Origin of the sequence: Paraburkholderia sp. GAS38 (assembly GCF_050434965.1) — a bacterium.
GTDB classification, from domain to species: Bacteria; Pseudomonadota; Gammaproteobacteria; order Burkholderiales; family Burkholderiaceae; genus Paraburkholderia; species Paraburkholderia phenazinium_A.
On record NZ_JBNDJO010000022.1, the window covers coordinates 52,418 to 78,779 of the forward strand.

The following is a 26,362-nucleotide window of genomic DNA, read 5'->3' on the forward strand; positions in this document are numbered from 1 at the left end:
ACACACAGAATCCAGACAACATGAATGCATGGCTGAATTGGCTAATACGTTGGCGGGGATGGGCGAATTGGTTAGGAAAGCAGAGTGTCGTTCCGGTGCGCTGGTAGAGGAAATACGCTACCCTGGGCGACCTCGCCATACGGTGATGAAGAGAAACAGCTCGGCGTCGTTAGTAGACTTCGGCCGAACTGAAGCTGACGCCTTTCACATTCCCGGGGGCGGGAAGCGGAGGGCGGTCGAGATTCCACACGATGTTGACGTCAGGATCGTCCCACTGCAACGTCCGTTCATGTTCGGGAATCCGGCGTTCGGTGGTCTTGCACAAAATCTCCGCGACTTCCGATAGCACCACAAAACCGTGCGCAAAACCGGGCGGTATCCAAAGCTGATGGCAATTCGCTGCCGATAGCCGTGCGCTGACCCAGCGGCCAAATGTGGTCGACCAACGTCGCAGGTCGACAGCGACATCGAGCACCTCGCCCGATACGACCCGGATCAGTTTGCCCTGCGGGCGCTGGATCTGATAGTGCAGGCCGTACAGGACGTTGTTGGGTGAAACAGTGTGGTATTCCTGGGAGAAGGTGTAGCCGCGCGCCACCTTTTCGTCGAACTCGTGTTGGTCGAAGCTTTCGAAGAATGCGCCGCGAGCGTCGCTGGAGATGTGTGGCTCGATCAGCTTGACGTCGCGAATCGATGTGTGTTGAACCTTAATGGTCATGACGGCGATCAGGCTGAAAACAGAAAGGCAGCGAAAAGCACTGTGTATGACGCTTGATCTTACCAGGCTGGCTGGGTTCGTTTCCGCCAAATCAGTGGAGTAGAACGCCATACGGCGCAAACGCTACACACCTATTGCAATGCCGCATATTTTCCGGATCCGTGATGCCGTTGGCGGACTAGCGCTAGCAGTCTTCTTCCTATACGACGCGGCTTATGCGCGGCCGATGCATTAATTACCGCATCGGAAAAATTGCCCCGCATAGAGCATAAGCACATCTTCGGGTGAGTGTTCACGCAACGTTCAGCAGCCACGCATAGTCCGCGCAGCCGCGTGTCCAGCGCCTTAGCGTGTGTCCTTAAGCAAAACCATGAGTGGCGCGAACGGCATGGCGTGAACGACCACCTGGGGTCCTGTGGGCTAATCCGCCAACATGTTGGCGCTTTCCGTCAGCCACGTTACGTCATTTGGCGGTCTATGTATGATGCGCTGCAACTCGCAAGAATTATCGTTGCGAATGAGACGTCGCTAAACCGCTTAACGCTGAGGGAGTTCTATGGTGTATGCAGGTCTCGACAATCCGGATAACGGAGCGGCGTCTGCCTCAGGGAAGAGGCGAAGACGCACGGTTCGAGACATTGGCGTTGTGTTGTTCGAAGGATTCTCGTTGCTCACGGCTGGTGTGATCCCAGAGGTATTCCAGGTGGCAAACGAGATCTGCGTTGCCCGATCGAGAGGGGATGTGCTGTATGACGTCCGTTTTTACTCGGCCGACGGGGGCAACGTGGCGTGTTCTTCATCGATCAACGTCTGGACATACGCCTGCGATGCACGAAACGCCATCGGCTTTGACGCTCTGTTTATCGTGGGCGGAGAGGGCGCGCAAAAGGCGGCGCGTGACGAGCGAGTCGTGGGATGGCTCCGGGAGGTCCTGCCGTTGAGCGAGGTGGTGAAGCCGATTGGCGAGGGGCGCTTGCTGCTGGAGGCCGCAGGTGTTGTCAGTTCGGGACAGTCGCACAGCCCGAACGGCTGGCCGCCGAATCCGGCTGGGATTGCGGATGACGATGTGCACGAAGACGCCGATCGTTATGAGCCGGCCAAGACGGCGCTGATGCTGGTCAAGCGCGATCTTGGCATCGACGTTGCGCGGGAAGCCGTTGGGCGCCTCTCGCTCAATGGTTCCCCGATCGTCGCATCGGTATTGTCGGATTCGAGTACACCGACCCGGGCCGAGAAGGTGCGGGCGTCGGCGCGGTGGCTAAAAGAGAATTGTGGCCGGCCCATCTCCGTGAGCGAAGCGGTACGGGTGGCGGCGATGAGCGAGCGGAACTTCCTGCGGTGTTTCAAGCAGGAGATTGGCGTGACACCTTCGGAGTTCCTGTTGCGGACCCGTCTGGAGATGACGTCCCGGTTGCTGGCGGAGACGGATTCTCCCATCGACAGGATTGCGAAACGCTGCGGGTGGATCAACGGTGACCGGCTTGCGAAGATTTTCCGCAAACGGATGGGTCTCACGCCTTCGGAATATCGCTTGCGCACCCGTGGCTCGGTGCCCAGCGACGTCTCAGAGTTGAAAGGACCTTTGACCACGTAGTTTCTATCGATTGAGCGCACGTTGTCGGCTCGCCGGCGCATGAGAATAGGAGTACTTATCGTGTCATCGTTGAAAGATGAAGTCGGCCAAGACAACGGCGCTAGCGAGCCATTCCACAAGGAAGAAGATCGTAGCGGCCGATTGAGGGCGTCAGCGCGTCTCGTGCCGGTCGTTCTGGCCGGTGGAGCCGGTTCGCGCTTGTGGCCGATGTCGCGCGAGCAATATCCGAAGCAACTGATTGGCGTGCTTGGCCCCGACTCGTTGCTGCAGGAAACCGTTGGGCGCATGAAGGGCTTCTCTTCCGAGGCGGGTGTGGCATGCGCGCCGATCATCGTGTGCGGGGACGAACACCGGTTCGTGACGGCGGAACAGCTTCGCGCAAGCGGCATCGATGCGCGCATCGTAGTCGAGCCGATGCGGCGCGACACCGCACCGGCGTTGACGCTCGCTGCTGCAGTGGCATGTGCGGACGGTGAGGACGCGATTGTGATTGCGATGCCGGCAGATCACGCTATTGCCGACGTCGTTGCGTTTCAGCGGGCTGTTGCGCTTGCCATGGAGTACGCGCAAGCCGGCGCGATTGTCACGCTTGGCGTGCCGCCGACGCGGGCTGATACCGGCTTTGGTTATATCAAGCTGGGTGCTGATCTCGGCGCAGGTGCTCAGCGGATTGAGCGCTTTGTGGAGAAGCCCGCATTGGAGCTTGCTACGCAGTACCTCGCGTCGGGACAGTACTGGTGGAACAGCGGGATTTTTGTGGTGCGAGCAAGCGTATGGCTCGAGACCATTGCCAAGCTGCAACCGGCGATGCGTGACGCGTGCGCGTTGGCGTTCGTGCAGGGGATAAACGAAGGTCAATTTTTTCGACCGAGCGCCGACGCCTTCAAACAGTCGCCGTCCGACTCGATCGACTACGCGGTTATGGAACGACTCGGATCGGATGAGGAACTGCCGTCGGGTGTGGTCGTGCCGCTCGAAGCAGGATGGTCGGATCTTGGTTCATGGGATGCCGTGTGGGATGCGCTGGACAAGGATGGGGATGGCAATGTCGGACGCGGCCGTGTGGTGTTCGAAGGGGCGACGTCGAGTTTCGCGCATTCGGAAGGGCGGCTGGTTGCGTGTGTGGGGGTGACTAATGTGGTGGTGGTGGAGACAGCTGACGCGGTACTGGTAGCTGATCGCTCACGCGTGCAGGACGTGAAAGGCCTGGTGTCGCGAATTCGCGCCCAGCAGGCGCCAGAAGCTGAAACGCACCGTAAGGTGCGTCGCCCTTGGGGCTCATACGACTTGATCGATCACGGCGACCGCTTTCAGGTTAAGCGGATCGTTGTGCAGCCGGGCGGTCGCCTCTCGCTGCAACTGCATCACCATCGCGCCGAACACTGGATTGTGGTGAGCGGCACGGCGCGCGTCACCTGTGGCGAAGAGCAGTTTTTGCTGTGCGAGAACCAGTCCACCTTCATTCCGCTGGGCGTGCGTCATCGCCTCGAAAACCCGGGCAAGTTGCCGCTCGAACTGATCGAAGTTCAGTCGGGATCCTATCTCGGCGAAGACGACATCCTGCGCTTTGACGACACATACGGGCGTGCCTGAACGGCGTCTGACCGAGTTCGTATTCATCGAAGGAGGCTCGAAATGCCTGGCTTACAAGGTTTGATCGCTCGGCTAGTGGATGTCGCCCTCATCGTCGCCGGCGCCATGCTGGCGGCGCACGTACGGTACGAAGATTTCGGGCAGAACCGGCTGGATGCCGCTTTCATCACGTTTTCGGCGGCCTTTGCACTCGCGACGTTCCCGGTATTCGGGTTGTACGACTCGTGGCGCGGACGTTCCATGGTGAGCCTCGTGGGCAAGCTGGCGCTCGCCTGGATTGTCGTGCAGCTTTGCGGCCTTGCGCTGATGTTCTGCGTACACCGCACCGATTTCATCTCGCGCCTATGGTTCGCGTACTGGACGGGCATCACAGGTAGCGCGCTGATCGCCTTGCGGGTGACGACGTACAGCGTGCTACGCGAAGTACGCCAGGCGGGGATGAATTTACGCCACGTGGTAGTGGTGGGACACGGTAAGCATTGCGAGGACGTGTTGCGCAAGATCAACGCTTCGCCCTCCGATGGTTTCCTCATTTCGGAGGTGTTCGACTCGCGCAGGATTTGCGGAAGCGTGGAGGGAGACGACGGTCAACAGGACGACCTGAACGCACTGCTGCAATACGTGCGCGCCAACGATGTGCAGGAGGTGTGGCTGGCTATGCCACTCACCGAGGAATCAATAATCCTGCGCGTCGTGAACGGATTCCGCAACGAACTGGTCAACGTGCGCTTCATTCCGGATGTGCAGAGCGTGGCGCTATTCGACAGCGGCATGATCGATCTGATCGGGGCGCCTGCCATTAACCTGATGGCGTCGCCGTTACCGCCGCACGCACTGGTGAAGAAAGACATCTTCGATCGCGTCTTTGCCGCTGTGGCCTTGCTTGCCCTGGCTCCGGCGATGATCGTCATAGCGGTCGCAGTGAAGCTCTCGTCGCGTGGGCCGGTGTTTTTCAAGCAGTACCGCAAGGGTGCGGATGGTCGCGTCTTCCAGATCTACAAGTTCCGCTCGATGCGCCCGCATATGGAAAAGGCGGGTGTAGTTACACAGGCGACCAAGGGCGATCCACGTGTGACCAGCGTCGGCCGGTTCCTGCGGCGCACGAGTCTCGACGAACTTCCGCAGTTCATCAATGTGCTGCGCGGTGAAATGTCGGTCGTAGGGCCGCGTCCGCATGCGATCGAGCACGACGAAATTTATCAGGAAGTGGTGAATGGATACATTCATCGCTATCGCATCAAGCCGGGCATCACCGGCTGGGCACAGGTCAACGGCTTCCGTGGCGAAACCGATCGACTTGAGAAGATGGAGAAGCGGGTTGAGCACGACTTGTATTACCTGCGGAACTGGTCATTTGTGCTCGACATGCGGATTGTGCTTGCGACCGTAGCGAAAGGGCTGGTCGGCAGTAACGTGTACTGAGTGCGTCTTGAAGGCATCAGTGCGGTCGATACAAGTAGACGTTTTCATAATGCATCGTAAAGCGATGTGAGTTTAGGGCTAACGGATGAATTACGCGGAAGTTGTTCTAGTGACGGTACCAGGAAAGTGTCGCGAGAAGATCAAGCGCGCCAATCGGGCCTATCGCCTGCGAGCACTAGCACTGCTGGCATCGTGCGCTGCGTTGTCGGCCTGTTCGGTTGCACCCGGCATGCGGATGCAAACGCCGGCGTCGATCCCGGTTAGTGCCGGAAGCGGTAAGAATCCGCCGGAGCGGGCTGACGTGCCCATCACGGAAATCACGATCGATCTGATCAAGCAGCTAAGAAATCAGGCGACGATTCCCTCCGTCTCCGCGGACGCCGGCCTCTTCGCAACACCGACACCGTACCTGATTGGTCCTGGCGACGTGTTGCAGATCACGGTCTGGGACCACCCGGAACTGGTGGAGGCCCAGGGGCCGCAGGTTTCGACGCCAAGCTCGCGGGCGTACGACCCCGCACCGGGGCACATCGTGGATCAAAACGGTGATCTTCAGTTTCCCTATGTTGGAAAGATACACGTTGCTTCCCTTCAGCCTGATGACGTGCAGAAGAAGTTGACCGCCGCGCTTGCGCAAGTGTTTCGCGATCCGCAGGTGACGGTCAGTGTGGCGTCGTTTCGCTCCAAGCAGGTGTATGTAGACGGCGAAGTGCGCGTACCCGGTTCGGTTCCGGTAAATGACGTGCCCATGACGCTGTACGAGGCGGTCAGTCGTGCAGGCGGCTTTAGTGCGACTGCGGATCAGAGCCACATGGTGCTCGTGCGGGGTGCGAATTCGTACCGCATCGATCTCTCGGCGATGATTGCACGCGGTGAGAATCCGTCTCGCATCATGTTGCGCAATGGAGACTTGCTGCGTGTACTGCCTCGCGATCAGAACGGCGTCTATGTGATGGGTGAGGTGAATAAGCCGCTGACCGCCCTTCCCATGCGAGACGGCTCGCTCTCGCTCAGCGACGCCATTTCGCAAGCGGGCAGTATCAACTCGAATACGGCCGACGCCGCTCAGATGTATGTCATTCGTGGAGCCTTGAACGCGGAGCCGCACGTATTTCATCTTGATGCACGCTCACCGGTTTCGATGGTGCTCGCCAATCAGTTTCAGCTTCAACCGAACGATGTCGTCTACGTCGACGGCAACGGCCTGGTGCGGCTGAATCGCGTGTTGAGTCTGTTGTTGCCCGCAGTCAATGCTGGCCTGACAGCCGCCGTGCTGACCAAGTAATTCGATGCGGGCATTGCTTCGATGCTGCGATCGCTTCAGGCGCGCGATTTGGCAAGCCGCTTGGAAATGCACCGGGATAGTTGAGAACGATCTCGATAGCGAATATTGGATATGGAGCTGAATCATGACACGTAAAGTTGCGTTGATTACCGGTGTGACGGGGCAGGATGGATCGTACCTGGCGGAATTGCTGTTGGACAAGGGATACGAAGTGCACGGCATCAAGCGTCGTGCCTCGTTGTTCAATACCGATCGAATCGATCACCTTTACCAGGACCCGCATGTATCGGACCGCCGGTTCGTCTTGCATCACGGCGATCTTACGGATTCGACGAGTATCGTGCGCGTTATTCAGCGAGTGCAGCCGGACGAGATCTATAACCTCGCGGCACAGAGTCACGTCGCGGTTTCGTTCGAGGAACCCGAGTACACGGCGAACGCAGACGGGATTGGCGCGTTACGTATCCTCGAGGCAATTCGCATCCTGTCGCTTGAGAAGAAGACCCGGTTCTATCAGGCATCGACATCCGAGCTGTATGGTCTCGTCCAGGAAATCCCGCAACGGGAGGCCACCCCATTCTATCCGCGTAGCCCGTACGCGGTGGCGAAGCTCTACGCGTACTGGATTACCGTCAACTATCGGGAAGCCTATGGCATGTACGCCTGCAACGGGATACTTTTCAATCACGAGTCACCGGTACGTGGGGAGACGTTTGTCACACGCAAAATCACACGTGCGCTCTCGCGAATTGCCGTTGGCTTGCAAGACTGTCTGTACCTCGGAAATCTCTCGGCCCTTCGAGACTGGGGCCACGCGCGCGATTACGTCGAGATGCAATGGCTGATGCTCCAGCAAGAGCAGGCGGAAGACTTCGTCATTGCGACGGGGGTCCAGCACAGCGTCCGGACGTTCGTCGAGCGCGCCGCGATGGAGCTCGGCATCGTCCTGCGTTTCGAACGTTCAGGCGTCGACGAGATCGCGGTCGTGGAGGCGGTTCAGAAACCCGAGGTCAAGGTCAAGCCGGGTGACGTGATTGTGCGTGTCGACCCACGCTATTTTCGTCCGACTGAGGTCGAAACCTTGCTGGGCGACGCCACGAATGCGAAGACGAAGCTGGGATGGACCCCGAAAATCTCGTTCGAGAGCCTGGTTAAGGAAATGGTGCAGGGAGACTACCAGGCGGCAAAACGCGATGCCCTGGTCAAGCTCGCAGGCTTCGCGACCTTTGCGTACAACGAGTAACAAAATGAGCAAAGAAATCAGGACCTTTGTGGCCGGCCATAACGGTATGGTAGGGCGCGCCGTTGTTCGACACCTGGCAGCGCTGGAGTTCTGTACCGTTGTCACTCGCAAACGGGACGAACTCGATTTGACCGATAAGTATGCCGTCGAATCTTTCTTCCAAAGCGAGGATATCGATCATGTGTATCTCGCCGCAGCGAAGGTTGGGGGCATCAAGGCCAATTCGGTCTATCCCGCCGAGTTCATTTACGACAACCTGATGATCGAAGCGAATGTGATCGACCAGGCATATCGTGCGGGTGTGGACAGGCTCATGTTCTTCGGTTCGTCATGCATCTACCCGAAATTTGCCGACCAGCCGATTTCGGAGCGTGCGCTTCTGTCGGGCTATCTGGAGCCGACCAACGAGCCCTACGCGATCGCAAAGATTGCGGGGCTGAAACTCTGCGAGAGCTATAACCGGCAGTACGGAACGGATTTCCGTAGCGTAATGCCGACCAATCTCTACGGCCCCGACGACAACTACCATCCGGAGAATAGTCACGTTGTGCCGGCCTTGATACGCAGAATGCACGAGGCCAAAGTGCGGGGCCAAGCGTCGGTGATGGTTTGGGGAAGTGGAACGCCTCGCAGAGAACTGCTCTATGTGGACGATCTGGCATTCGCGGCCGTCAAGATCATGCAGATTGCGTCCGAGGAATGGAAACAGGAGTGCGAAGCGTCGACATCGCACATAAACATTGGGACGGGCATCGATTTGTCGATCGCAGATCTGGCCCGGAGCATTGCCAGGGTAGTGGGATACGAGGGTGAAATCCGCTTTGACCCGTCGAAGCCGGACGGTACGCCCCGCAAGCTGCTGGATGTGCGGCGCTTGCATGCGCACGGAATCAGGGCGACGACAGAGCTTGAGGATGGCCTGGCTGTCGCATACGCGGATTTCTGTGAGCGACACGGAGAGCAGGTATCTGCGTAAAGCGCGCGAAGCGGAATCGTGACGGCCGATGCGAAGGATCTCGCATCGCTTCAGGACTCGCCCGCTACTTCGACAAACAAAACATGTATTCCGTTCGGACGTTGATGATGGTGGGTGGGTTAAGCGTTGAACGAGAGGTTACCGGGAAGACTCGATGATTCGTTCCATTTTGACTATTTGCATCGGAAACATATGCCGTAGCCCGATGGCCGAAGCGTTGCTAGCGAGCGAATTGCCGAATTGCGTTGTGCAGTCAGCGGGTGTAGGTGCTTTGGTAGGGCAGCAGGCCGATCCTCTCGCGCGCGAGTTGATGCAGATGAAAGGGCTGGATATCGAACATCATCGGGCGAGGCAATTGTTGAGGTCGCATTGCATGAGCGCGGATCTTCTGCTTGTGATGGACCTTGAGCAAAAGCGTTACGTGGAAAGATTCAGTCCGTGGTCGAGAGGGCGAATATTTCGTTTGGGTGAGTTTGATAATTTTGACGTCCGCGACCCCTTTGGAAGGGGGCGTGCGGAATTCGTCATCGCGCTGGATTCAATCGAACAGGGCGTGCGAGCTTGGGCGGCCAAGATTGCAACTTCCAATGGATGGAATAAAGAGTCGGAAACGAGAAAGCCTCTTTGTCACGAGTAGCCGCACGCCGGACGTGGTTGCAACCAGCCATTGAGGCCGTTCGATCGGCACACATTCAGTAACTAACATATTTAAGCCAAGCACATGCAAGAAGCAGATGAATTCCTGACCAGCCAGCGCACTTCACCACCCGACGAAGGTACGAGCCTCGGGGAGCATTTGGCTTCGCTACTGGAGTATCGAAATGTGATTCTCGGATTTGCGCTTGGTATGGCGGTGCTAGGCCTGGTGTACGCGCTCATCGCCAAACCAGCATACGAATCGAATATTCTGGTTCAGGTTGAAGAGAACGGCAATTCGATCGGTTCCGCTTTGGGCGATCTGGCCAGCATGTTCGAGTTGAAGACGGCCTCGACCACCGAAATCGAGATTCTGCGATCGCGCATGATTCTCGGCCCTACCGTCGACGCGGTGCATCTGGATATCGACGCCAGACCGAAATACCTGCCGCTGCTCGGCCGGTTTTTAGCATCGCATCTTCCTGTGCCCGTCTCCGCCGCTGCGCGTTTCAACTTGCCGTCGTACGCTTGGGGCCCGGAAGCGATCGAGGTGACGAAGATGGAGGTGCCGTCGGCATATAACGGCGCAATCTGGACGCTCGTTACCCAACTGGGCGGCAAGTACAACCTTCTCTCACCAGACGGCGACCTGGTCGTGGAAAATGCTGAGGTCGGCCGGGAAATCCAGGCTACCACGTCGGCCGGCCCCATCGCCATCACGGTGAGCCGCCTGGTTGGCCGGCCGGGCAGCAAATTCCAGCTGGTTCATTCCAAACGGCTGGACGTCATCAACCGCCTTCAGAATTCGTTGAACATCTCGGAGCAAGGCAAGGACTCCGGAATCATCAGTACCGTCTGGCGTAGCGACGACCCACGCAAGACGCAAGCTGTCCTGAATGAAATCGGGCGATTGTACGTCAAACAAAATATCGACAGAAAATCCGCCGAAGCCGACAACATGATTCAGTTCCTCGATCATCAGCTTCCGGGGCTCAAGGAAAATCTGAAAGAGGCGGAAACCAAGTACAACAACTACCGAACAAAAAATGCCATCGTCGACCTTCCCCTGGAAGCCCAGACGTTGTTGAACGAAGTCGTGCAGGCGGAAGTTCAGAAGAGCCAGCTTGTGCTTCAGCGCGATCAGCTGCTTCAGCGATTTACTCCGCAGCATCCAAACGTCGATGCGGTTAATCGGCAACTGGACACCGTCAATGCGCAACTCGACAGCTTCAATCAGAGACTGAAGGCGATCCCGTCGAACGAACAGGATGTCGTGGGCTTGGCGCGGGACGCGATGGTCTCGCAGGAAATCTATACGACGTTATTGAACAACGTCGAACAGCTTCGTGTCCTGAAAGCCGGCAAGACAGGTAACGTCCGTCTGTTGGATGACGCCGAAAACAATACGGTGCCGGTATGGCCTCGGCCCGGCTTGATCATGCTGGTGGCGACGACGCTCGGCTTGTTCCTGGGAGCCGGCGCAGCGTTTGGACTCAAGGCGCTTCGCAGCGGCATCGAAGATCCGAACGAGGTGGAAGAAAGGTTCGGCCTTCCGGTCTATGCGACGGTTCCGCATAGCGATCAGCAGTCGTCGCTCGGACGTATCGAGCGGTCAGCTGCGACTGATGCTCCCCTGTTGGCGAATTCCTCGCCTAACGATCTTGCGGTCGAAGCGATTCGCGGCTTACGCACCGCGTTGCAATTCGCAGAGTTCGATGCCAGGAACAATGTCGTGATGCTGACCGGCCCGGCACCGGGCGTCGGCAAGTCCTTCATTTCGATCAACCTGGCCGTCTTGATGGCGAACACCGGCAAGCGGATTCTCCTGATCGACGGTGACCTTCGTCGTGGCTATTTGCACCGTTACGTTGGGGAGACACGCGAATCCGGATTGACCGAGCTTATCCGCTCAGGCGGCGACCGTACTTCGATCATTCGGAAGGACAAACTGGTCAAAGGCCTGGACTTCATCCCTACCGGCCAACTGCCGCCGAATGCCGCAGAACTGCTGTTGCATCCGAACTTTGAAGCGGTCTTGAAGGAACTGTCGGCCGAATACGACAACGTGATTATCGACACCTCGCCAGTGTTGGCGGTAACGGATCCGGCCATTATCGGACGGCTGGCGGGGGTCACGTTACTGGTATTGCGCTTTGGCGCAAACCCGGTAAGAGAGGTCGAATTGGCGGTGAAGCAATTGCGGCAATGCGGCAGTCCGCTGAAAGGGGTGGTGTTCAACGACTTCCCGTTGAACACCGGCGGTTACGCATATGGAAAGTACAAGTATGCGTACCAGTACGAGTACGCGCCGCGTCATTGATCGCAAAGCCTGACATGAAAGGCGGGTCATGTCGGGCACACAAACGGGTTCAGCATGTCGGCACAACGTATTGTCAGGGCGTTCTTCGCGCATGGCCTCGGTCAGGCCGTGAGTGTGTTTGCGCAAGTCGTATCGGTTCCTTTGTTTCTGTCCGTATGGGGTGCGGCGAAGTATGGAGAATGGATCCTTATCTCGACGATCCCCACCTATCTGGCATTGAGCGATCTTGGTTTGTCCACCGTCGCGGCAAATGAAATGGATCAACGCGCGGCAGTGGGGGACTACGACCGCCTTCAGGTCATCTACCGGACGCTCACCGCGACGGTTGCGCTGTTTGTCTTTGCCGTATTGATTGCGTCTGGATTGGCATGGTGGACGTTCGGAGGAGGATTTCATGTCTTCCGGTTCATGTCGTCGAACGAGGTGCGGCTCGTCGCGCTGATTCTTATCGGCGACGTCTGCTTAAGCGTTATGTATGGCCCTCATACGGCTGCGTTGCGCAGCGCCAATTGCTACGCGTTGTCGGTTGGCATCCTGAATGTGACCCGATTCATGGCGCTCACGCTCGGACTGGTTGCGCTTTTGATCTTCAAGACGCCCATTGCCGTTGCCTTGGGTATGCTCGCCGCACGGCTGATCGGCTATGTGGCACAGCAGATCGTTAAGAATCGATATTGCTCATGGGCGACCTTGTTCCCGCTCACGATCGATTGGAGATGGCTCAAGAAGTCACTGATCCCGTCTTTGGCGTTCCTGGGGTTTCCGTTGAGCAACGGGCTGAATTTTCAGGGGATCTTGTGGGTCATCGGGACCGCGCTAGGGCCGGCGCAGGTCGCGGTGTTTTCAACGATGAGAGCGCTGACCCGGGTTGCCGTGCAAATGATGAACCTGCTGTCCAACTCGGTGTGGTCAGAGGTATCGAGGCTATTCGCTGTCGGCCGAAAAGGCGACGTAAAGAAGATCAAGCGCAAGCTGACACTCGTGACAATCATGGTGGCGACCGCGGCGGGCATCGCGATGAGCCAGTGGGGTGGACGATTCTATGCAGCGTGGACGGGAAAGCACATAACCTTCGACGCGCCGCTCTTCGACGTGCTGCTGCTCTCGATGGTCGCGAACTCTCTATGGCAATCGAGTTCCATCTTCGTTATCGCGATCAACCGTCATATGCGGTTTGCCTTTGCCTATCTCGTTGCCGCGATTGGGGCTATCGCCATCGGGCTATTTGCCGTTCGACACGGTGGGCTCGTCTCCGTTGCGATTTGCCTACTCGGACTCGATGTATTTCTGGTCGCGTTTGGTGAATACGAAGTCTCTCAAGAATACAGCGAGAAAAGCCATGAAGGTGCTGTTCTTAACGGGTAGTGTCGGGGACTATCACTCGGCTCGCCTTAGAAACATGGGCGATCGTCTGTCGCGCGACGGTGTGGATTTTCAGGTTTTGGTGATGAGCCGCGAATCCGCAGACTATCTTCATCGTAGCGCCCATGGCGTTGGGCACGACCGGTGGGAAAGTCGATGGCGATATCTTGGAGGAAAGGGGGAAAAGCGCACAAGCGTGAAATTTTCGCTTCGACTGTTCATGGAAATCTCGCGAGAAAAGCCGGATCTGATCGTGACGATCGGATACAACTTCCACTACTCCGTTGTCGGACTGGTTTACCGATTGCTCAAACGGCACCCGAGGATTGTGTTTTGCGCTGACAGCAAGTTCGACGATGGCATGCGGCGACCCGGTCGCGAGTTCTTCAAGGCATTGCTTGCACGCATGTACGACGGTGCGATCGTGGCTGGTCGCCGCCAAAGCATCTACTTCCAGTTCCTGGGAATTCCCGTGGAAAATATTCGAGTCGGCTACGACGTCGTGGATAACAGTCTTTTTCGGCAGGCGGCCCAGGTTGCTCGTCAGCGTGAAGCCGAATACCGGGTTCAGTTGGGCTTGCCGGAGAAATATATCGTTTGCGTTTCGCGGCTTGTTGCGCGCAAGCGGGTCGACAAGGTGATCGATGCGTACGCACGCTCGCAAGCGAGGGCGAGCGGGGTTTGCCTGCTCGTCATCGGCTCAGGAGAGCTGGAGCAGGATCTGCGGGCGCACTGTGACCGCTTGGGACTATCGGATTCCGTCATGTTCAGGCAGCTTGTCCCCAATCGCGACATGCCGATCTTCCTGTCGCTGGCAATGTTCCTGGTTCTCCTTAGCGATTACGACCAGTGGGGCCTGTGTCTGAACGAGGCGTTGGCATGCGGGACACCGGTCCTTTGCACGGATCGCTGTGGGGCTGCTCATGAGTTGGTCAGGCACGGCGAGAACGGTTTCGTAACCGACGGGACGGAGTCCGACATAGACCTGGGTATCCGTGCACTACTCGATAGCAGCAATATTGTCAGGATGAAAAGCAAGTATCCATGGAATCTTCCTGACTGGGACTTGCTGCGGTTTTCCGAAAACGTGTTGAATTTCGCGAACGGGTTCTCAAAATGGAAGTGATCAAGATCGTTGTGGCGAATGTCTTCGGCGCCGTCAACAAGGGCGATGCGGCGCTGATCGAAGTATGCATTGATGAAATCTATAGTGCGTTTCCGGGCGCATCAGTCAGCGGTATCGCTTATCAACCATCGACACAGCGTCGTCACCTGCCTCAGGTGACATGGCATGAACGCCTCGGCAATTGCCTGTCGAGAAGCGTGTGGCGGCGGCGCCTTTGCAATGTGGTTCGCCAGGGCGCGACGATCTGCTATGTCCTTTTCGGACGGCCATGGCCATTGGGTCTTCTTATTCCGCGAGAACAACGGCGCGCGATTAAAGCGCTCAAGGATGCCGACATTGTTATTAGCTGCCCAGGCGGGTATCTCGAGGATTCGAACCCCTCGTACTACGCTAACCTGATTCAAATCTGGGCCGCGGCCAGATTCGGAGCAAAGGTCGTATTGGCGCCGCAAAGCGTCGGTCCCATCAGGTCACGACGCGGACAGTGGTTTGCGAAGAAGATTCTCTCGAAGGCGAATCTGGTTTGCGTGCGAGAGAGCGAGTCATACAATTTTGCAGTCCAAACGTTATCGTTGCCGGAGAAGCGTGTTGTTCGGACCGGCGACCTGGCGTTTTGGCATGAATCGACACCGGCCGCCAGGGAACTGCTCAAGACGGAATTTGGCATTGAACCGGATGAGCCGTATATCGCCGTTTCGGTGATCGAATGGGCGTTCCCTCTCGCGGCGGATCAGACGGAGGCCAAGCAACGGTATGTGCGCAAGATTTGCCAACTGCTAAGTATCTTGCATGAGACGCTGGGGGTCCGCGTTGTCATCGTGAACCAGGTTGCCGCCGATTTACCTGTTGGGCGCGAGATCGCGTCGCGGCACCCGGATTTCGTCATTCTGGATCAGAGGGACCGCCCGGTAGCGGATGTAAGAGGAATCATCGCGGGCTCTGCGGTGTTTCTCGGGAGCCGCTTTCACTCGTGCATTTTCGGCCTGCTCGCGGGGCAGCCACTGGTTGCGCTTTCATACTTACCCAAGACAAGCGGCATCATGACCGACCTCGGGCTCAGCGCGCGTGTCCACGATATCGACACCTTCGACGTACAACGAGTCGCAGAAAGAATGATCTTCGATTACAAGGATCCGACCAGCGGACGGGAGGAGGTCAATCGTGCGGTTCAGCGCTATAAGGATCAGTACCCGCGATTTTCTGACTTGTTGCGGGAGGCGGCGTGAAATTGCAGGCCGACATCCATGCAGAAAGTTGTGCGAGCCATCAGGTCGGGTTTGTGACCGCCTCGGCCTCTCGTACGGGTGGGGGGCTGTTCGACGCGATGCGTGGTCTCGCACTTGAACTGCCTGCCGCCGGATTCATGCCTCGCGTGTTCGCCCTGAAAGACGCTCATACGGAGGACGACCTTCCGCAATGGCACGGCACGCAGGTGACGACGTGCGACCGTGTCGGTCCGGCGATGCTGGGCTACTCTCCGGCACTGCGTGCGGCGTTGTTGGCGTCCGATGCACAAGTCATTCATACGCACGGAATCTGGATGCATCCGTCTGCCGACGTCGTCGCGTGGCATCGGCGCCAAAGCAAGCCGTACATCATTTCGCCACACGGCATGCTCGATCGTTGGATTCTCAATCGTTCGAAGTTGAAGAAGTGGGGGGCGCTCGCCGCCTATGAACGTAGCCATTTGAAGCGCGCGGCCTGCTTGCACGCCCTCAATCTTGAAGAGGCTCACGCGATCCGTGCAGCCGGGCTCAAGCAACCGATCGCTGTCGTGCATAACGGTGTGACGATTCCGAGCAATGAGAGTCCCGGGTTACCGTCCTGGTGGAACGCCGGTTTCGCATCGAGAAAGCTATTGCTCTATTTTGGCCGGTTGCACCCTAAGAAAGGCGTAGAGAACCTACTCGCAGCCTGGAAAGAAAGCGTCACCGCCGATTCGGTCAACAAGCGCTGGAACCTGATCATCGGTGGTTGGGGAGATCCGTCCTATATCGCTCAACTGCGAGGCATGGTGAACGAAGGTATAGACGCCGATGGCGTCCATTTCATCGGCGCTCAATTCGGCGACGACAAGGCAAAAACGTACGCGGCGTGCGATTGCGTGATCTTGCCTTCGTTCAGTGAAGGGTTGCCGATGGTGCCACTCGAGGCCTGGTCCTTCAGGAAGCCAGTCGCGCTCACCCGCGAGTGCAATCTGTCTATCGGGTTCTCGCAACACGCTGCGTTCGAAATTCTGAACTCCATTGATGGATTGCGGGAGTTTCTCGGTGACCTTTGCAACGTCAGCGATGCACAGATCGAAAAGATGGGCGGGAACGGCAGATCTCTGGTTGAACGCCATTTCACCTGGAATTCTATTGCCGAACAAATGGCAGGCGTATATGGCTGGCTGATGGGAACTCGTGAAAGACCCGTTTGCATCATCGACTAAAGACTCGCTCGGCGAAGAACTGATATGGAAATCGTAGGTTATATTGCGGTAATTAATCTTCTTTGTTGGGCGATGTGCTTCGCATTTGTAGTGTCAATGCGAATGCCTGTTTACCATCCGATATTTTTGTATTTGATATATCATTTTCTCGGATACGTGATTCGTCCGTTCAATGTATTTCTGATTGGGAAATCATTTCTGTGGAACACTATTGGTTTGATTCCATCGGACGGAACGCTGTGGCTGACGTGTCTCAACATAAATTGCGCGTTGTTTGCTGTGGTCGTCCTGCCGGCGCTCGTTGAACCGCGCAATCTTAGAGAACTCAAGATACCGCCGACTCGATTCGTGATTTCGGACAAGGTTCGATTTTTCTCCGTTTTGATCGTCCTCGTGGCGCTGGGACTGTATTCGACCCACGTTGCATATGGCTCCGCCGGCGTCGATTCGGTTCAATCCTTCGACGTGCAGGTTGACGCGAATGGCGGTCAGCGGTTGGTCGGGGTTTCGGGTTACATGATGGCTTTCGCGGAATTCATCCCGGCGGCGCTGTTGATCCTGATTCTCGCCTACGGAATGACGCCGACGATGGTGGCGGCGACGGGTTCGTTTGTCTTGTTGCGCATTCTTGTCGGAGCACAGCGGTTGTCGTTCGTGATTGTTGTGGTAAGTGCGTTGACGATCGGATTAATGAGGCGTGGTCGGAGAAGCTTTGCCGTTAAAACGATTCTGATAGGGTTCATTTTGGTACTCCTGTTCGATGTCGTGGGTTCGGACCGACTCGCGGCACGAAAAATCCTGACCGGCGATACGAGTGTCGCGGAGATCGTCAATCATTACGAACAGGCGAGATCGGCCGGGGCTGGAACGAGCGATTTTCAGGAGTTCGATGTGTCGTCGGCGATCTATGAGCTGGTGCCCGACAGAACCGGTTTTAACTGGGGAACGCAATACCTTCGCTTGCTGACCTGGCCTATTCCACGTGGAATCTGGCCCAGCAAGCCAACCACAACACAGCGCATAAATCTGTTGAAATATGGAAATTTCTTTGCGTTGACATGGTCGCTGCATGCCGACCTGTATTCGATATTCGGATTTCCTTCATTGGTGGGTGGGATGTTTATCGTCGGATTGTTTTTGTATCGATTTCATAATCGTGTCATCTACACGGCCAATCCGAAGCTGTTCGCATCGTACTGGATTTTCAATGGGTATATTTCAACCTTGTTTCGCGACGGCGGCGTCCCGATGGCCTACTTTTTCGGGTTCTCGTTCGTCGCCATCTATATTCTGGTGAAGGCGGGCAAGATAAGGATGGCGCGAATTGCGCTGCCTGCTCCAAATCGCGACAAGGTACGTCAAGGTGGTGCCGGTTCGACTGCCCGGTTGTCGATTCAAACGCTGTCTGATCGACCGTGACGGGCGGGCTCTTCAGTTCATTAGCTACTGTGACGAGGGCTTTTGCGCGGAAATGAACTTCACCAAACAATCCCGACGGGAATTCCTAAGACTGCTTGCGACCGTCCTCGGCGCGGAGGCGGTGTCGGAAAAGTCTTTCGCATCAGGTTTGGCGTCGGCATCCATGTCGCGCGAAGTCATAGAGGCGGCAGCATACGGTGTATCTGCGCGAGCATCCGCAGAAGAGAATTCCACGGCGCTATTGAAGATTCGCGCCAGAATGCAATCGTCCGATTCGACCTTCGACCTCATCCTGCCGGACGGGAGGCTGGATATCCTGACCGGCAGGTGGCTGCAGGGAGTGAGGGATGTCCGCGTTCGTGGCGGGAGGAGCACCCAGTTGCGCAATATCGCGGTGTCTGAGAAGACGACAGAGTGCGTCCCGCTAGTCATCAATCAGGACTATTTTTTGAATAATGCCGGATCGATTCCAGGATTTGGCGAGTTCACCAGTGGCGACCGCATCCGCTCGGTCGCGGCCAAATCGTCCGTGATAAGGCTAGTGAGTCCGGATGGTGCGGGAAGTTATAGACCGGGCATGCCTATATTGATCTACGGATACAACCAGGATTCTCAGGGTTACCCACCGTCTATTCGATATTTCGAGCGGAACAGTGTCGCGAAGGTCGGTGTGAACCTGATCGAGCTGGTCACGCCGCTGCAATACGACTACGACGCACGCTGGGCGGACATCGCGCAGAACGCGGATTCCGTTGCGGGGAACAACGAGACAGGCGCCGCCCGGGTCTTGAGCCTTGATCGACCCGGTTTTAGGGTAGCGAGAAATATAGAACTTGACGATCTGGAGTTCTTATCATCTCGCGAGCACCGCGACGAGAATGACGTTACGTCTCTGGATGGCAGCCTCTATGCATTTTCCGCTGACAGAGTCGTGTGCAACCGGGTGCGGATCAATGGATACTTTTATCCCTCTGCAAGCGGAACCATCATTGTCAACGATTCGTACATCAGATTCGTCGAAAATGACAAATTGGTCGATTACATCGAATACAACCGATGCGAGATCGGCTTCTTCTCGAATGGTCCTGCCGTTAACCGAATCGTTGTGAACGATTCAACGATAGAAGAGCCGATCCCGATCATCAGTTGCAGGGCCGCGGAATTCAATGACGTGACGTTTCTGGGTGAAAGACGGCCCGCAAGTGCATTCGTAACGTTGAGCTTTTCAACACCAATGGATTCGATTGAATTCAACCGGCCGAGGCTTACCTCGTCCGCAGGTGGCGTACTGCCGTTGACAAGCGGTGGCGGGGTGGTTCGCGTGAAGGTCGCCGCTGTCAAAGGTGATGTTCTATACACGAGCTTTTCCGGCATCAACGATCCCGTCCCTAGAGGACTTTCGGTTGGATCGATTCTTCGGAACGAAAGCGGAGAACCGCTATTCGATGTGGCGGGCGTATGGTTTGAGAATGGCGAGACGGCGATAGGTGTCAAAGCCAGGAACGAGGTGGCGGCAGGCCAGGTCGGCCAGATACTCCTGGCGAATATCTGCAAGAGATTGTCGATTAGCGATCCGGTCATAGTGGGGACATTGGCAAGTGCAGAAGAAAGATTTTCTAGCCCTCGAAGCAATGCCAACTCCTCTCTCGACATCGCGGTTCAGTTGAAGGCCGATGATACGAAAATTCTCGACGCTCACCACAATGACAGCGCGATCGTTGGCAGGTTTGATTTTGGCGCGAGCGCAGAACAACAGACGTTCGACGTAACGATTCATCGGCGAGCTCGGGAATTGATCGTATCGGTCGGTGACGGGGACGGCGTGACCGAACCCGGCGATGGCGGGACACTGCTCCTGAGTGGGCTGGATTACACCGGGCGCGCCGTCTGGCGAAGTTCGATTGACATGACGGCGCCGGGTATGCGGACCATCCGGGAAGATCAAGTAGTGGCGATGGCACAGGACAAAGTGCAATCATTACCTGGCGTGCGGATCGTACGCTTGCGGGCGATGTGTAGCGGCCATCATTCTGCTAGGGCAAAAAACGTCGATTTCAAAATACTATTTTGATGTGGAGATGAGATGGTCAAGTTTTTCGAAAATTTCGTTGCCCGGAAGCTTCTGAGAATTCTGGCGGTCGCTGCGGCCATAGGTATAGTGGGTGCGCCGAAGACTTCGTTGGCGGCATGCACATTGCCCGGTTGTGAGGGGGCCGTCAGTCAGGATCCGGGTGCCCAGTTAAACCGAATTTATGATAGTTCGGATAGCGAGTCGTTGAAAAGTCATTCCAATGCCTACTCAAGATCCGCATCGAGTCCGGACGAATTGGCGACATTGTCCGCAGTCGGTGCGGAGGCGGCGAACCCGTATGCCGTAGTCGTGGGCCGGATGGGGTACGAGCGTAGCAGCACCTACTCCGGGTTGGGTGCAGTATCGAACCTGAGCCGTAGCGGCGGTATGCGCGCAGGTGTCGGCTCGTCGACATCGAGCGCACTGCCTAACGTAAGCGGTCTGTCGACACAAATGCAGGGTGCAAGATCGGGAGGCAACTGGTAGGCGCTGCGTGAAAGGCGCCCTGCGGTAGTTAGCGCAGGCAGTCGGAGTAGACGCCGCGCAATCTGTCGACGTACTGGTTCCAGTTATGCGTGCGGGTAGCGGCAACCGTCGCATGGCTGGAAAATTCGTGGACCTTGTCGGGAGAGTTTGCCAACTCGGCGATAGCGTTAGCCAACTGGGTAGCGGAGCTGGCCGAGACGATCTTGCCGCTACGGTCGTGCTCGATAATCTCTGCTGCGCCGGACTCACGCGTAGCGATAATGGGTAGTCCCGTTGCTAGCGCCTCGCATAGAACGACGGCCAAACCCTCCTCGAGTGAGGGGAGTACGAAGACATCCGCCCAGTTGTAGTACGCGTTGAGTTGAGCATTGTCCACACGAGGAATATGCGTGAAGAGATGTTGATACGGTGCCAATAGCGCTTCGATCCGCGGCTCGATTTGCCCGATCAGTGTGACGTGCAAGCGCTTGTCGTTGATTTGCTTCACCGCTTCGAGGAGGTAGAGCTGACCTTTTCGCAGGCTGATGTGTCCGACACACAATATGTTGAAGCGGTTCGTGTCCTTTTCTTGTTTCTCCAACGGATGGAATCTTTTTACGTTGGCCGCGTACGGAATCACTTTGATGATATCCGGGGGCACCCCTTGCTGGATGAACGACTCCCGCACGATGGAAGAGGGTGCGAGGACATAGTCGTACATTTTCACTTCTTCGATCAGTCTTTGTTGCTGCCGATTGATCCGCGTTATATGTGGAATGCCGCGCTTGTTCTCTTCATCGGTGAGGAGTCTGTCTCGATGAATGGGGTGCGTATTGACTACCTCTCCAATCACGATTGAACCTTCTCGCTTTGTCTTTTCGATAAGCTGTCGTGAAGTACCGTGTGCCATGACGTGCAGCAAGGGTGTCGGTCGCCAATTGAGTCGCACCCCGAGTTGCCAGAGGTCGTGATAGGCGGGGTAAAACAGGTCGCTCAGTCGCTCCTTGAGCAGCTTCGCGTGCGCTCGTACGGCATATTCCTTTGCCCAGATGTTGACGGCTCGACCCCGTGCCAGCGAAAACGTCGATGCGCGTGCCTTATGGGAATAATAAAATGTGTCGAGAATCCCGAGCTCGTCCAGCCGCTCAATGTAGTTGTGAAAATGAAACCGGCCGCACACTGCTACGCTAACCTTCATGATTCAGTTCCCTGTGAAAATGGCCCTGGCCGGTACCACGATGCCGCCGCGATGTACGAAGGTGTTGTCATCCATGTCAACGAGACTCAGGTGTATATTCCAGCTCCTTCAAGGAGATGAGATATTCGTAGAAGCATTGCAGGAAGGTGTAGTTGATTCCGGGCACTCCATCCAGAAAGGCCCTTCTTACGATCATCATGTAGCCAAATTTCAGAAACGGTCGACAAGGTAGTCGATAGAACAGCGCCTTTTGGTGTTTCCGCCGCACGTTAAAGTCCCGCTCAAACAATGCCGACCGTAGCGAGGCAGGCGTGCTCAACCGATTCCTGAGTTGAACGGCCTCCATTGATGAATACACGTTATGCTTCGCGATCCAATGTGTGAGGCCCTTCGAAAACGGAAAGTGATCCAGGTGTTCCGAGAGCGATATGATCTCGCCATCCACCATCATGACCTCGTTTACTTCACGCTCATACCTGACGCGAGATTGTCGAACCAGCCGAATGAAGTACGGGGATATTTGTGCGTGCTTTAGCCAACGGCGCATGAAATAGTCACGCCTTTGGAGGCGCCCTGCAGCAGCCTCAGGGGGCGCAGTTTTGATGACACTGTGGATCTCCGCCGCAAGATGTTTTGTTACCCGTTCATCGGCATCCAGAATAAGGAGCCAGTCGTGTTTGAATGCCAACTGGTGAAGCCCAAAGTTGCGTTGGGAGGCAAACCCGTCAAAGGGCCTGACGTGCACATGAGCACCATAAGCCCTGGCAACGTCAACTGTCTTGTCGTGGCTTTCTGAGTCCAGCACCCAGACGTCATTGCACCATGCAACGCTCTCCAGGCAACCCGGTAGATCTGCTTCTTCGTTTTTTGTCAGTATAAGAACCGAGACATTACATAGCATGGATTCCAGGCTCCCTCTAGGTCGGAAAGCAAGCGTCATGGATGAAACGCGACGCCCGCTCAATCGAAGCTTTGTTCAGGCAACAGGACGGGCGGCACGGCTTCGCTAAAACGACACGGATTCAAGTCTGCTTTTGACGTGGTCCTATCTTCCGGGCCGGCATGCCCGCGTATACGGACCATGATGTCGAAAGCGATCGTGCAACCACAGATCGAGCACCGACAACAGCGCCCTCCGGTATCGTTACTCCGGGTCCAACGAATGCGTCCGCGCAGATCCAGGCAAATCGTCCGACTTCAATAGGCTTTGCGAACAACTGGAAAGTAGGGTCGTTGTAATCGTGGCTTCCCGCGCAGAGGTGGGCACCTTGCGATATCACACATCGTTCACCTAAGGATATTGTTGCCATAGAATAGATGCTTACGCCGTTTGCTACACCGGCAAAATCGTCGACGACGAGGTTCCAGGGAGCCCATATGTCCACCTTGGGGTAGATGTGAACGCCAGTTCCGATCTTGGCGCCAAACAGTCTCAGGAGACAGCTTCGCCAGGCGTGCAAAGGTATGGGGCTCGGACGGAACAGGGCGAGATAAGTAAGGCGCCATGCGACACGTGCAGCGCGATTGCCTAGCGAAAAGGACGGTTGTCGAGCCCCGTCGATTCCTTGCTGAATCATGTGAACGCACTCCCCAAATCGCGAGATCCGTAACCGCAACTTTCTGAAAATAAAGCGTCGCATTGCTACGGGAGTGATTGACCCGTTCGTAGCTGTTCTTCGACGAGACACTTGCAAGGTCGCCATCGGTATTGGCGGATCCACTCGCCTGGAGACGACGGAAGTCGAGAGGCCGCGCTCCGGAAAGCGGCTGTGGAGTCGACATTGTGCCGTGATCTATGGGCCTGCGCGTATGGCGATCGGAGAAGCGGTGATGATTGTCGGACTACGCCAATATCGTGGCCGACCCATGCGATGGGTATCGCGGGTCGCAGCTTAACTCGTTCGCCAAAGCTTCCGGCGACGACGATTGGCGGACTGCGCCAATGTCATGGCTGACCCGCTCGATGCGCATGCTCAAGATACCGTGCAATATGCACTGCAGCATTTTGCAGCGATATCGCGCTGGAGCCCGATGAAAATTCTTCTATATGGCATCAACTACGCACCGGAATTAACCGGCATCGGCAAGTACACCGCCGAGATGGCGGAAACGCTCGCCGCATCCGGCCACCAGGTACGCGTCGTTTGTGCGCCGCCCTATTACCCCGAATGGCGTGTGGCGACGGGATTTTCTGCATTTCGCTATGCAAACGAGTGGCGCAACGGCGTGCATATCTGGCGTGCGCCGCTATGGGTACCGTCGCGGCCGAAAGGCGCACGGCGCATTGCTCACCTGGCGAGTTTTGCGCTATCGAGCTTCCCGACGTTGTTGCGTCACGCGTTCTGGCGGCCGGATGTGGTCGTCTGCATAGCGCCTAGTTTGATGAATGCGCCCGCCGGCTGGCTGGTTGCTCGTCTGACCGGAGCGTATGCGTGGTTACATATCCAGGACTACGAGGTTGACGCGGCATTCAGTTTAGGAATGCTGACAGGATCGTTGCTAAAACGTACGGCACTCGCGTTGGAGCGGGTGCTGCTTAAGCGATTCGATACTGTGTCTACGATCTCGGGAAAGATGGTCGAGCACGCGCTGCGAAAGGGGATCGAGCAAGGCAAGGTGGTGCGCTTCTCGAACTGGGCCGACACCGAATCGATCTATCCGCTTGAGCGGCATAGTTGGCTGAGGGAAGAATTGAGTATCCATGACACCGCGACGGTGGTCCTCTACTCGGGAAACATGGGTGCAAAGCAAGGCCTCGAAGTGCTCGCGGCGGCTGCGATTGCGTTTGCCAAACGCGACGACGTGGTTTTTGTGTTCTGCGGCAACGGCCCCGCACGCGAGGGCATCGCAGCGTCGTGCAGCAATCTGCCCAACTGTCGCTTCATTGATTTGCAGCCGCTTGAGAGACTGAACGAGCTATTGAACCTGGCCGATATTCACGTGCTACCGCAGCGCGCCGATGCGGCGGATCTGGTGATGCCATCAAAGTTGACGGGCATGCTCGCAAGCGGCCGAGCGGTCATCGCGATGGCTAGCCCGGGCACCGAATTGTATGAAGCCGTGTCCCCCCGTGGTGTAGTGGTACCGCCGGGCGAAGCGAGTTCGCTTGTCTCTGCCATTGAAAGACTGGTTGGCAACACGGCCGAGCGGGCGCGCCTCGGGGCGGCGGGTCGGGAATTCGCTCAAGCGGTCTTGTCGCGCGATGCTGTACTGAGCGATTTCGAGGCAAAACTATGCGCGCTGCGTGCCGATGCTTCCGGCTCTTCAGCGTTGGCGGTAAGGCGTTCGGATTCTTGACGTCGTAAGCCGGCTGTCGTGACAAACGGTCGGGATCCTCCCGGAGTCGGATGGCATTGGCTTAGGGTGGCATGACGTATGTGAAGTATTTTTCCTAAAGGAAGATCGATGCCACACCCCCCCTCCCGCATAGAAGACGAAAGCACCCAACTGGTCGAAGCCACCATCGAACTACTGTGGGCGCATCGACATGACGTGCTAAACGGCAGGGTTGCATCAGACCGGGCACATGCTTACGTCGGGTTAGTCAAAAGCGCCTGCGAGGCATTGCCTTTGAGTGCAAAGGACCTGGCACGCTTAAGCGCGGTATGCGAGGCAACCCATCTTGCCGCCGCATCCGCGGCCGCATCCGAGTGCGAGGTCTAACACTACCGCTGCAACCCATCGCCAAAATAAACTCGCGTGTTCAAATGAACCCCTGAGTCTGCGAGGATTTCTTCCCCGGTCGCCCAACGGTAGGCGGTGTGCTGGGTGTTAGGCAAATTGTCGAGTTTGAGCGGGCGGCGCAGCTTGTATCCCAATACGACGTAGTGAGTCGAGATCCCGGGGTGCCCGCTGACGTTGTCGTCATACAGGTGTTCGTACACGCCCACGAGATCGGCATCGGCGCGCTCGACGCCGGTGTGCCCGAGTTCATCGCGTGCAATCCGGCGAAACGCTTCGTCGAGCCGCTCGTTCTTGCGGATGCGGCCGCCCGGCACAAACCAGAACCCCTGTGCCGGCTTGTTGACGCGGTGTCCAAGCAGATAACCGCCGTTCTCGTTCGGAACAATCAGATCGATAGCGACCAAAGGGGTGGCGTCGATCGTCTGCAGGAATTGCTCGATGGGAAGCATGATGACTGTGTGTGAGCTCCTGCTGCGAGTGACCGCTGCAGGGGCGGGTCGGAAGAGTGCGCATCGTGATGGAAAAAAGCCGGCCTGTGAGGAACCTGGCGAAACACGACAAGGTAATTTCGGCATACGACAAACGTTCATTTCCTCACATGGAGCATTGAATTGAACCGTAAAGCGTTTGTGAATCTTTCCGTTCATTTCGGTCAAGTAAAAATTGCACAATTTTCGATTGTGAGCCCATGCGGCGAATTGAATTCACCGTCGCGTTGATTGAATCCGCCAACATGTTGGCAGATTCCGCCAGTGCATAATGGCGACACGGAATCTTTTGTACGATCAATTCAATGAATAAATTCAGCTCCAAGGA

General features: G+C 56.7%; 19 protein-coding genes. 15 read left to right on the forward strand and 4 right to left on the reverse strand.

Annotation, left to right across the window (positions count from 1 at the left end; translation table 11 throughout):
- Positions 1 to 169: 169 nt before the first annotated feature.
- Complete coding sequence (rfbC, locus tag P3T42_RS34965; RefSeq protein ID WP_429308601.1) at positions 170 to 718, reverse strand: dTDP-4-dehydrorhamnose 3,5-epimerase; 549 nt, start codon at positions 716 to 718, stop codon at positions 170 to 172.
- Positions 719 to 1,421: 703 nt separating this feature from the next.
- On the opposite strand from rfbC, the gene P3T42_RS34970 reads away from it, so the two are divergent.
- The 14 genes from P3T42_RS34970 (at position 1,422) to P3T42_RS35035 (ending at position 20,199) form a co-directional block, all read left to right on the forward strand.
- Positions 1,422 to 2,312: a helix-turn-helix domain-containing protein gene (locus P3T42_RS34970; RefSeq protein WP_429308575.1), complete on the forward strand. Its 891-nt coding sequence runs from the start codon at positions 1,422 to 1,424 to the stop codon at positions 2,310 to 2,312.
- Positions 2,313 to 2,453: 141 nt separating this feature from the next.
- Entirely contained in the window at positions 2,454 to 3,905 is a 1,452-nt protein-coding gene (locus P3T42_RS34975; protein WP_429308602.1) for a mannose-1-phosphate guanylyltransferase/mannose-6-phosphate isomerase, read from the forward strand.
- Between the two features lie 42 nt (positions 3,906 to 3,947).
- Positions 3,948 to 5,327 (forward strand): undecaprenyl-phosphate glucose phosphotransferase, encoded by a 1,380-nt coding sequence (locus P3T42_RS34980; RefSeq protein ID WP_429308576.1) that lies wholly within the window; start codon positions 3,948 to 3,950, stop codon positions 5,325 to 5,327.
- 85 nt (positions 5,328 to 5,412) lie between these two features.
- Positions 5,413 to 6,612, forward strand: coding sequence for a polysaccharide biosynthesis/export family protein (locus tag P3T42_RS34985; protein WP_074294178.1), 1,200 nt, complete (start codon positions 5,413 to 5,415; stop codon positions 6,610 to 6,612).
- A gap of 124 nt (positions 6,613 to 6,736) precedes the next feature.
- A complete protein-coding gene (gene gmd / locus P3T42_RS34990) occupies positions 6,737 to 7,855 on the forward strand; it encodes a GDP-mannose 4,6-dehydratase (RefSeq protein ID WP_429308577.1) in 1,119 nt (372 codons plus the stop codon).
- Positions 7,856 to 7,859: 4 nt separating this feature from the next.
- Positions 7,860 to 8,831 (forward strand): GDP-L-fucose synthase family protein, encoded by a 972-nt coding sequence (locus tag P3T42_RS34995; RefSeq protein WP_429308578.1) that lies wholly within the window; start codon positions 7,860 to 7,862, stop codon positions 8,829 to 8,831.
- Between the two features lie 154 nt (positions 8,832 to 8,985).
- Positions 8,986 to 9,468: a low molecular weight protein-tyrosine-phosphatase gene (locus tag P3T42_RS35000; RefSeq protein WP_367117593.1), complete on the forward strand. Its 483-nt coding sequence runs from the start codon at positions 8,986 to 8,988 to the stop codon at positions 9,466 to 9,468.
- 84 nt (positions 9,469 to 9,552) lie between these two features.
- Positions 9,553 to 11,787, forward strand: a complete 2,235-nt coding sequence (locus P3T42_RS35005; RefSeq protein ID WP_429308579.1) for a polysaccharide biosynthesis tyrosine autokinase — start codon at positions 9,553 to 9,555, stop codon at positions 11,785 to 11,787.
- 54 nt (positions 11,788 to 11,841) lie between these two features.
- Positions 11,842 to 13,152 (forward strand): lipopolysaccharide biosynthesis protein, encoded by a 1,311-nt coding sequence (locus P3T42_RS35010; protein WP_429308580.1) that lies wholly within the window; start codon positions 11,842 to 11,844, stop codon positions 13,150 to 13,152.
- The gene (locus tag P3T42_RS35015; RefSeq protein ID WP_171991585.1) at positions 13,127 to 14,275 is read left to right on the forward strand and encodes a glycosyltransferase; all 1,149 of its coding nucleotides are present in this window, start codon (positions 13,127 to 13,129) and stop codon (positions 14,273 to 14,275) included. Before P3T42_RS35010 ends, P3T42_RS35015 begins: the two co-directional genes overlap by 26 nt.
- Positions 14,266 to 15,501 carry a polysaccharide pyruvyl transferase family protein gene (locus tag P3T42_RS35020; protein ID WP_429308581.1) on the forward strand — a complete coding sequence of 412 codons (1,236 nt, stop codon included), beginning with the start codon at positions 14,266 to 14,268 and terminating at the stop codon, positions 15,499 to 15,501. Before P3T42_RS35015 ends, P3T42_RS35020 begins: the two co-directional genes overlap by 10 nt.
- A complete protein-coding gene (locus P3T42_RS35025; RefSeq protein ID WP_429308582.1) occupies positions 15,498 to 16,709 on the forward strand; it encodes a glycosyltransferase in 1,212 nt (403 codons plus the stop codon). The genes P3T42_RS35020 and P3T42_RS35025 overlap by 4 nt, the downstream gene beginning before the upstream one ends.
- A gap of 24 nt (positions 16,710 to 16,733) precedes the next feature.
- A complete protein-coding gene (locus tag P3T42_RS35030; protein WP_143788243.1) occupies positions 16,734 to 18,128 on the forward strand; it encodes an O-antigen polymerase in 1,395 nt (464 codons plus the stop codon).
- 52 nt (positions 18,129 to 18,180) lie between these two features.
- Complete coding sequence (locus P3T42_RS35035) at positions 18,181 to 20,199, forward strand: hypothetical protein (protein WP_429308583.1); 2,019 nt, start codon at positions 18,181 to 18,183, stop codon at positions 20,197 to 20,199.
- 514 nt (positions 20,200 to 20,713) lie between these two features.
- Here the strand turns inward: P3T42_RS35035 and P3T42_RS35040 are convergent.
- Both P3T42_RS35040 and P3T42_RS35045 read right to left on the reverse strand, forming a co-directional pair.
- Positions 20,714 to 21,862: a glycosyltransferase family 4 protein gene (locus P3T42_RS35040; RefSeq protein ID WP_074294187.1), complete on the reverse strand. Its 1,149-nt coding sequence runs from the start codon at positions 21,860 to 21,862 to the stop codon at positions 20,714 to 20,716.
- A gap of 76 nt (positions 21,863 to 21,938) precedes the next feature.
- Positions 21,939 to 22,802 (reverse strand): glycosyltransferase family 2 protein, encoded by an 864-nt coding sequence (locus tag P3T42_RS35045; protein WP_429308584.1) that lies wholly within the window; start codon positions 22,800 to 22,802, stop codon positions 21,939 to 21,941.
- Positions 22,803 to 23,893: 1,091 nt separating this feature from the next.
- On the opposite strand from P3T42_RS35045, the gene P3T42_RS35050 reads away from it, so the two are divergent.
- Positions 23,894 to 25,159, forward strand: coding sequence for a glycosyltransferase WbuB (locus P3T42_RS35050; protein WP_429308603.1), 1,266 nt, complete (start codon positions 23,894 to 23,896; stop codon positions 25,157 to 25,159).
- Positions 25,160 to 25,527: 368 nt separating this feature from the next.
- Here P3T42_RS35050 and P3T42_RS35055 read toward each other — a convergent pair whose 3' ends face one another.
- A complete protein-coding gene (locus tag P3T42_RS35055; protein ID WP_074294189.1) occupies positions 25,528 to 25,995 on the reverse strand; it encodes a GDP-mannose mannosyl hydrolase in 468 nt (155 codons plus the stop codon).
- Positions 25,996 to 26,362: the final 367 nt, after the last annotated feature.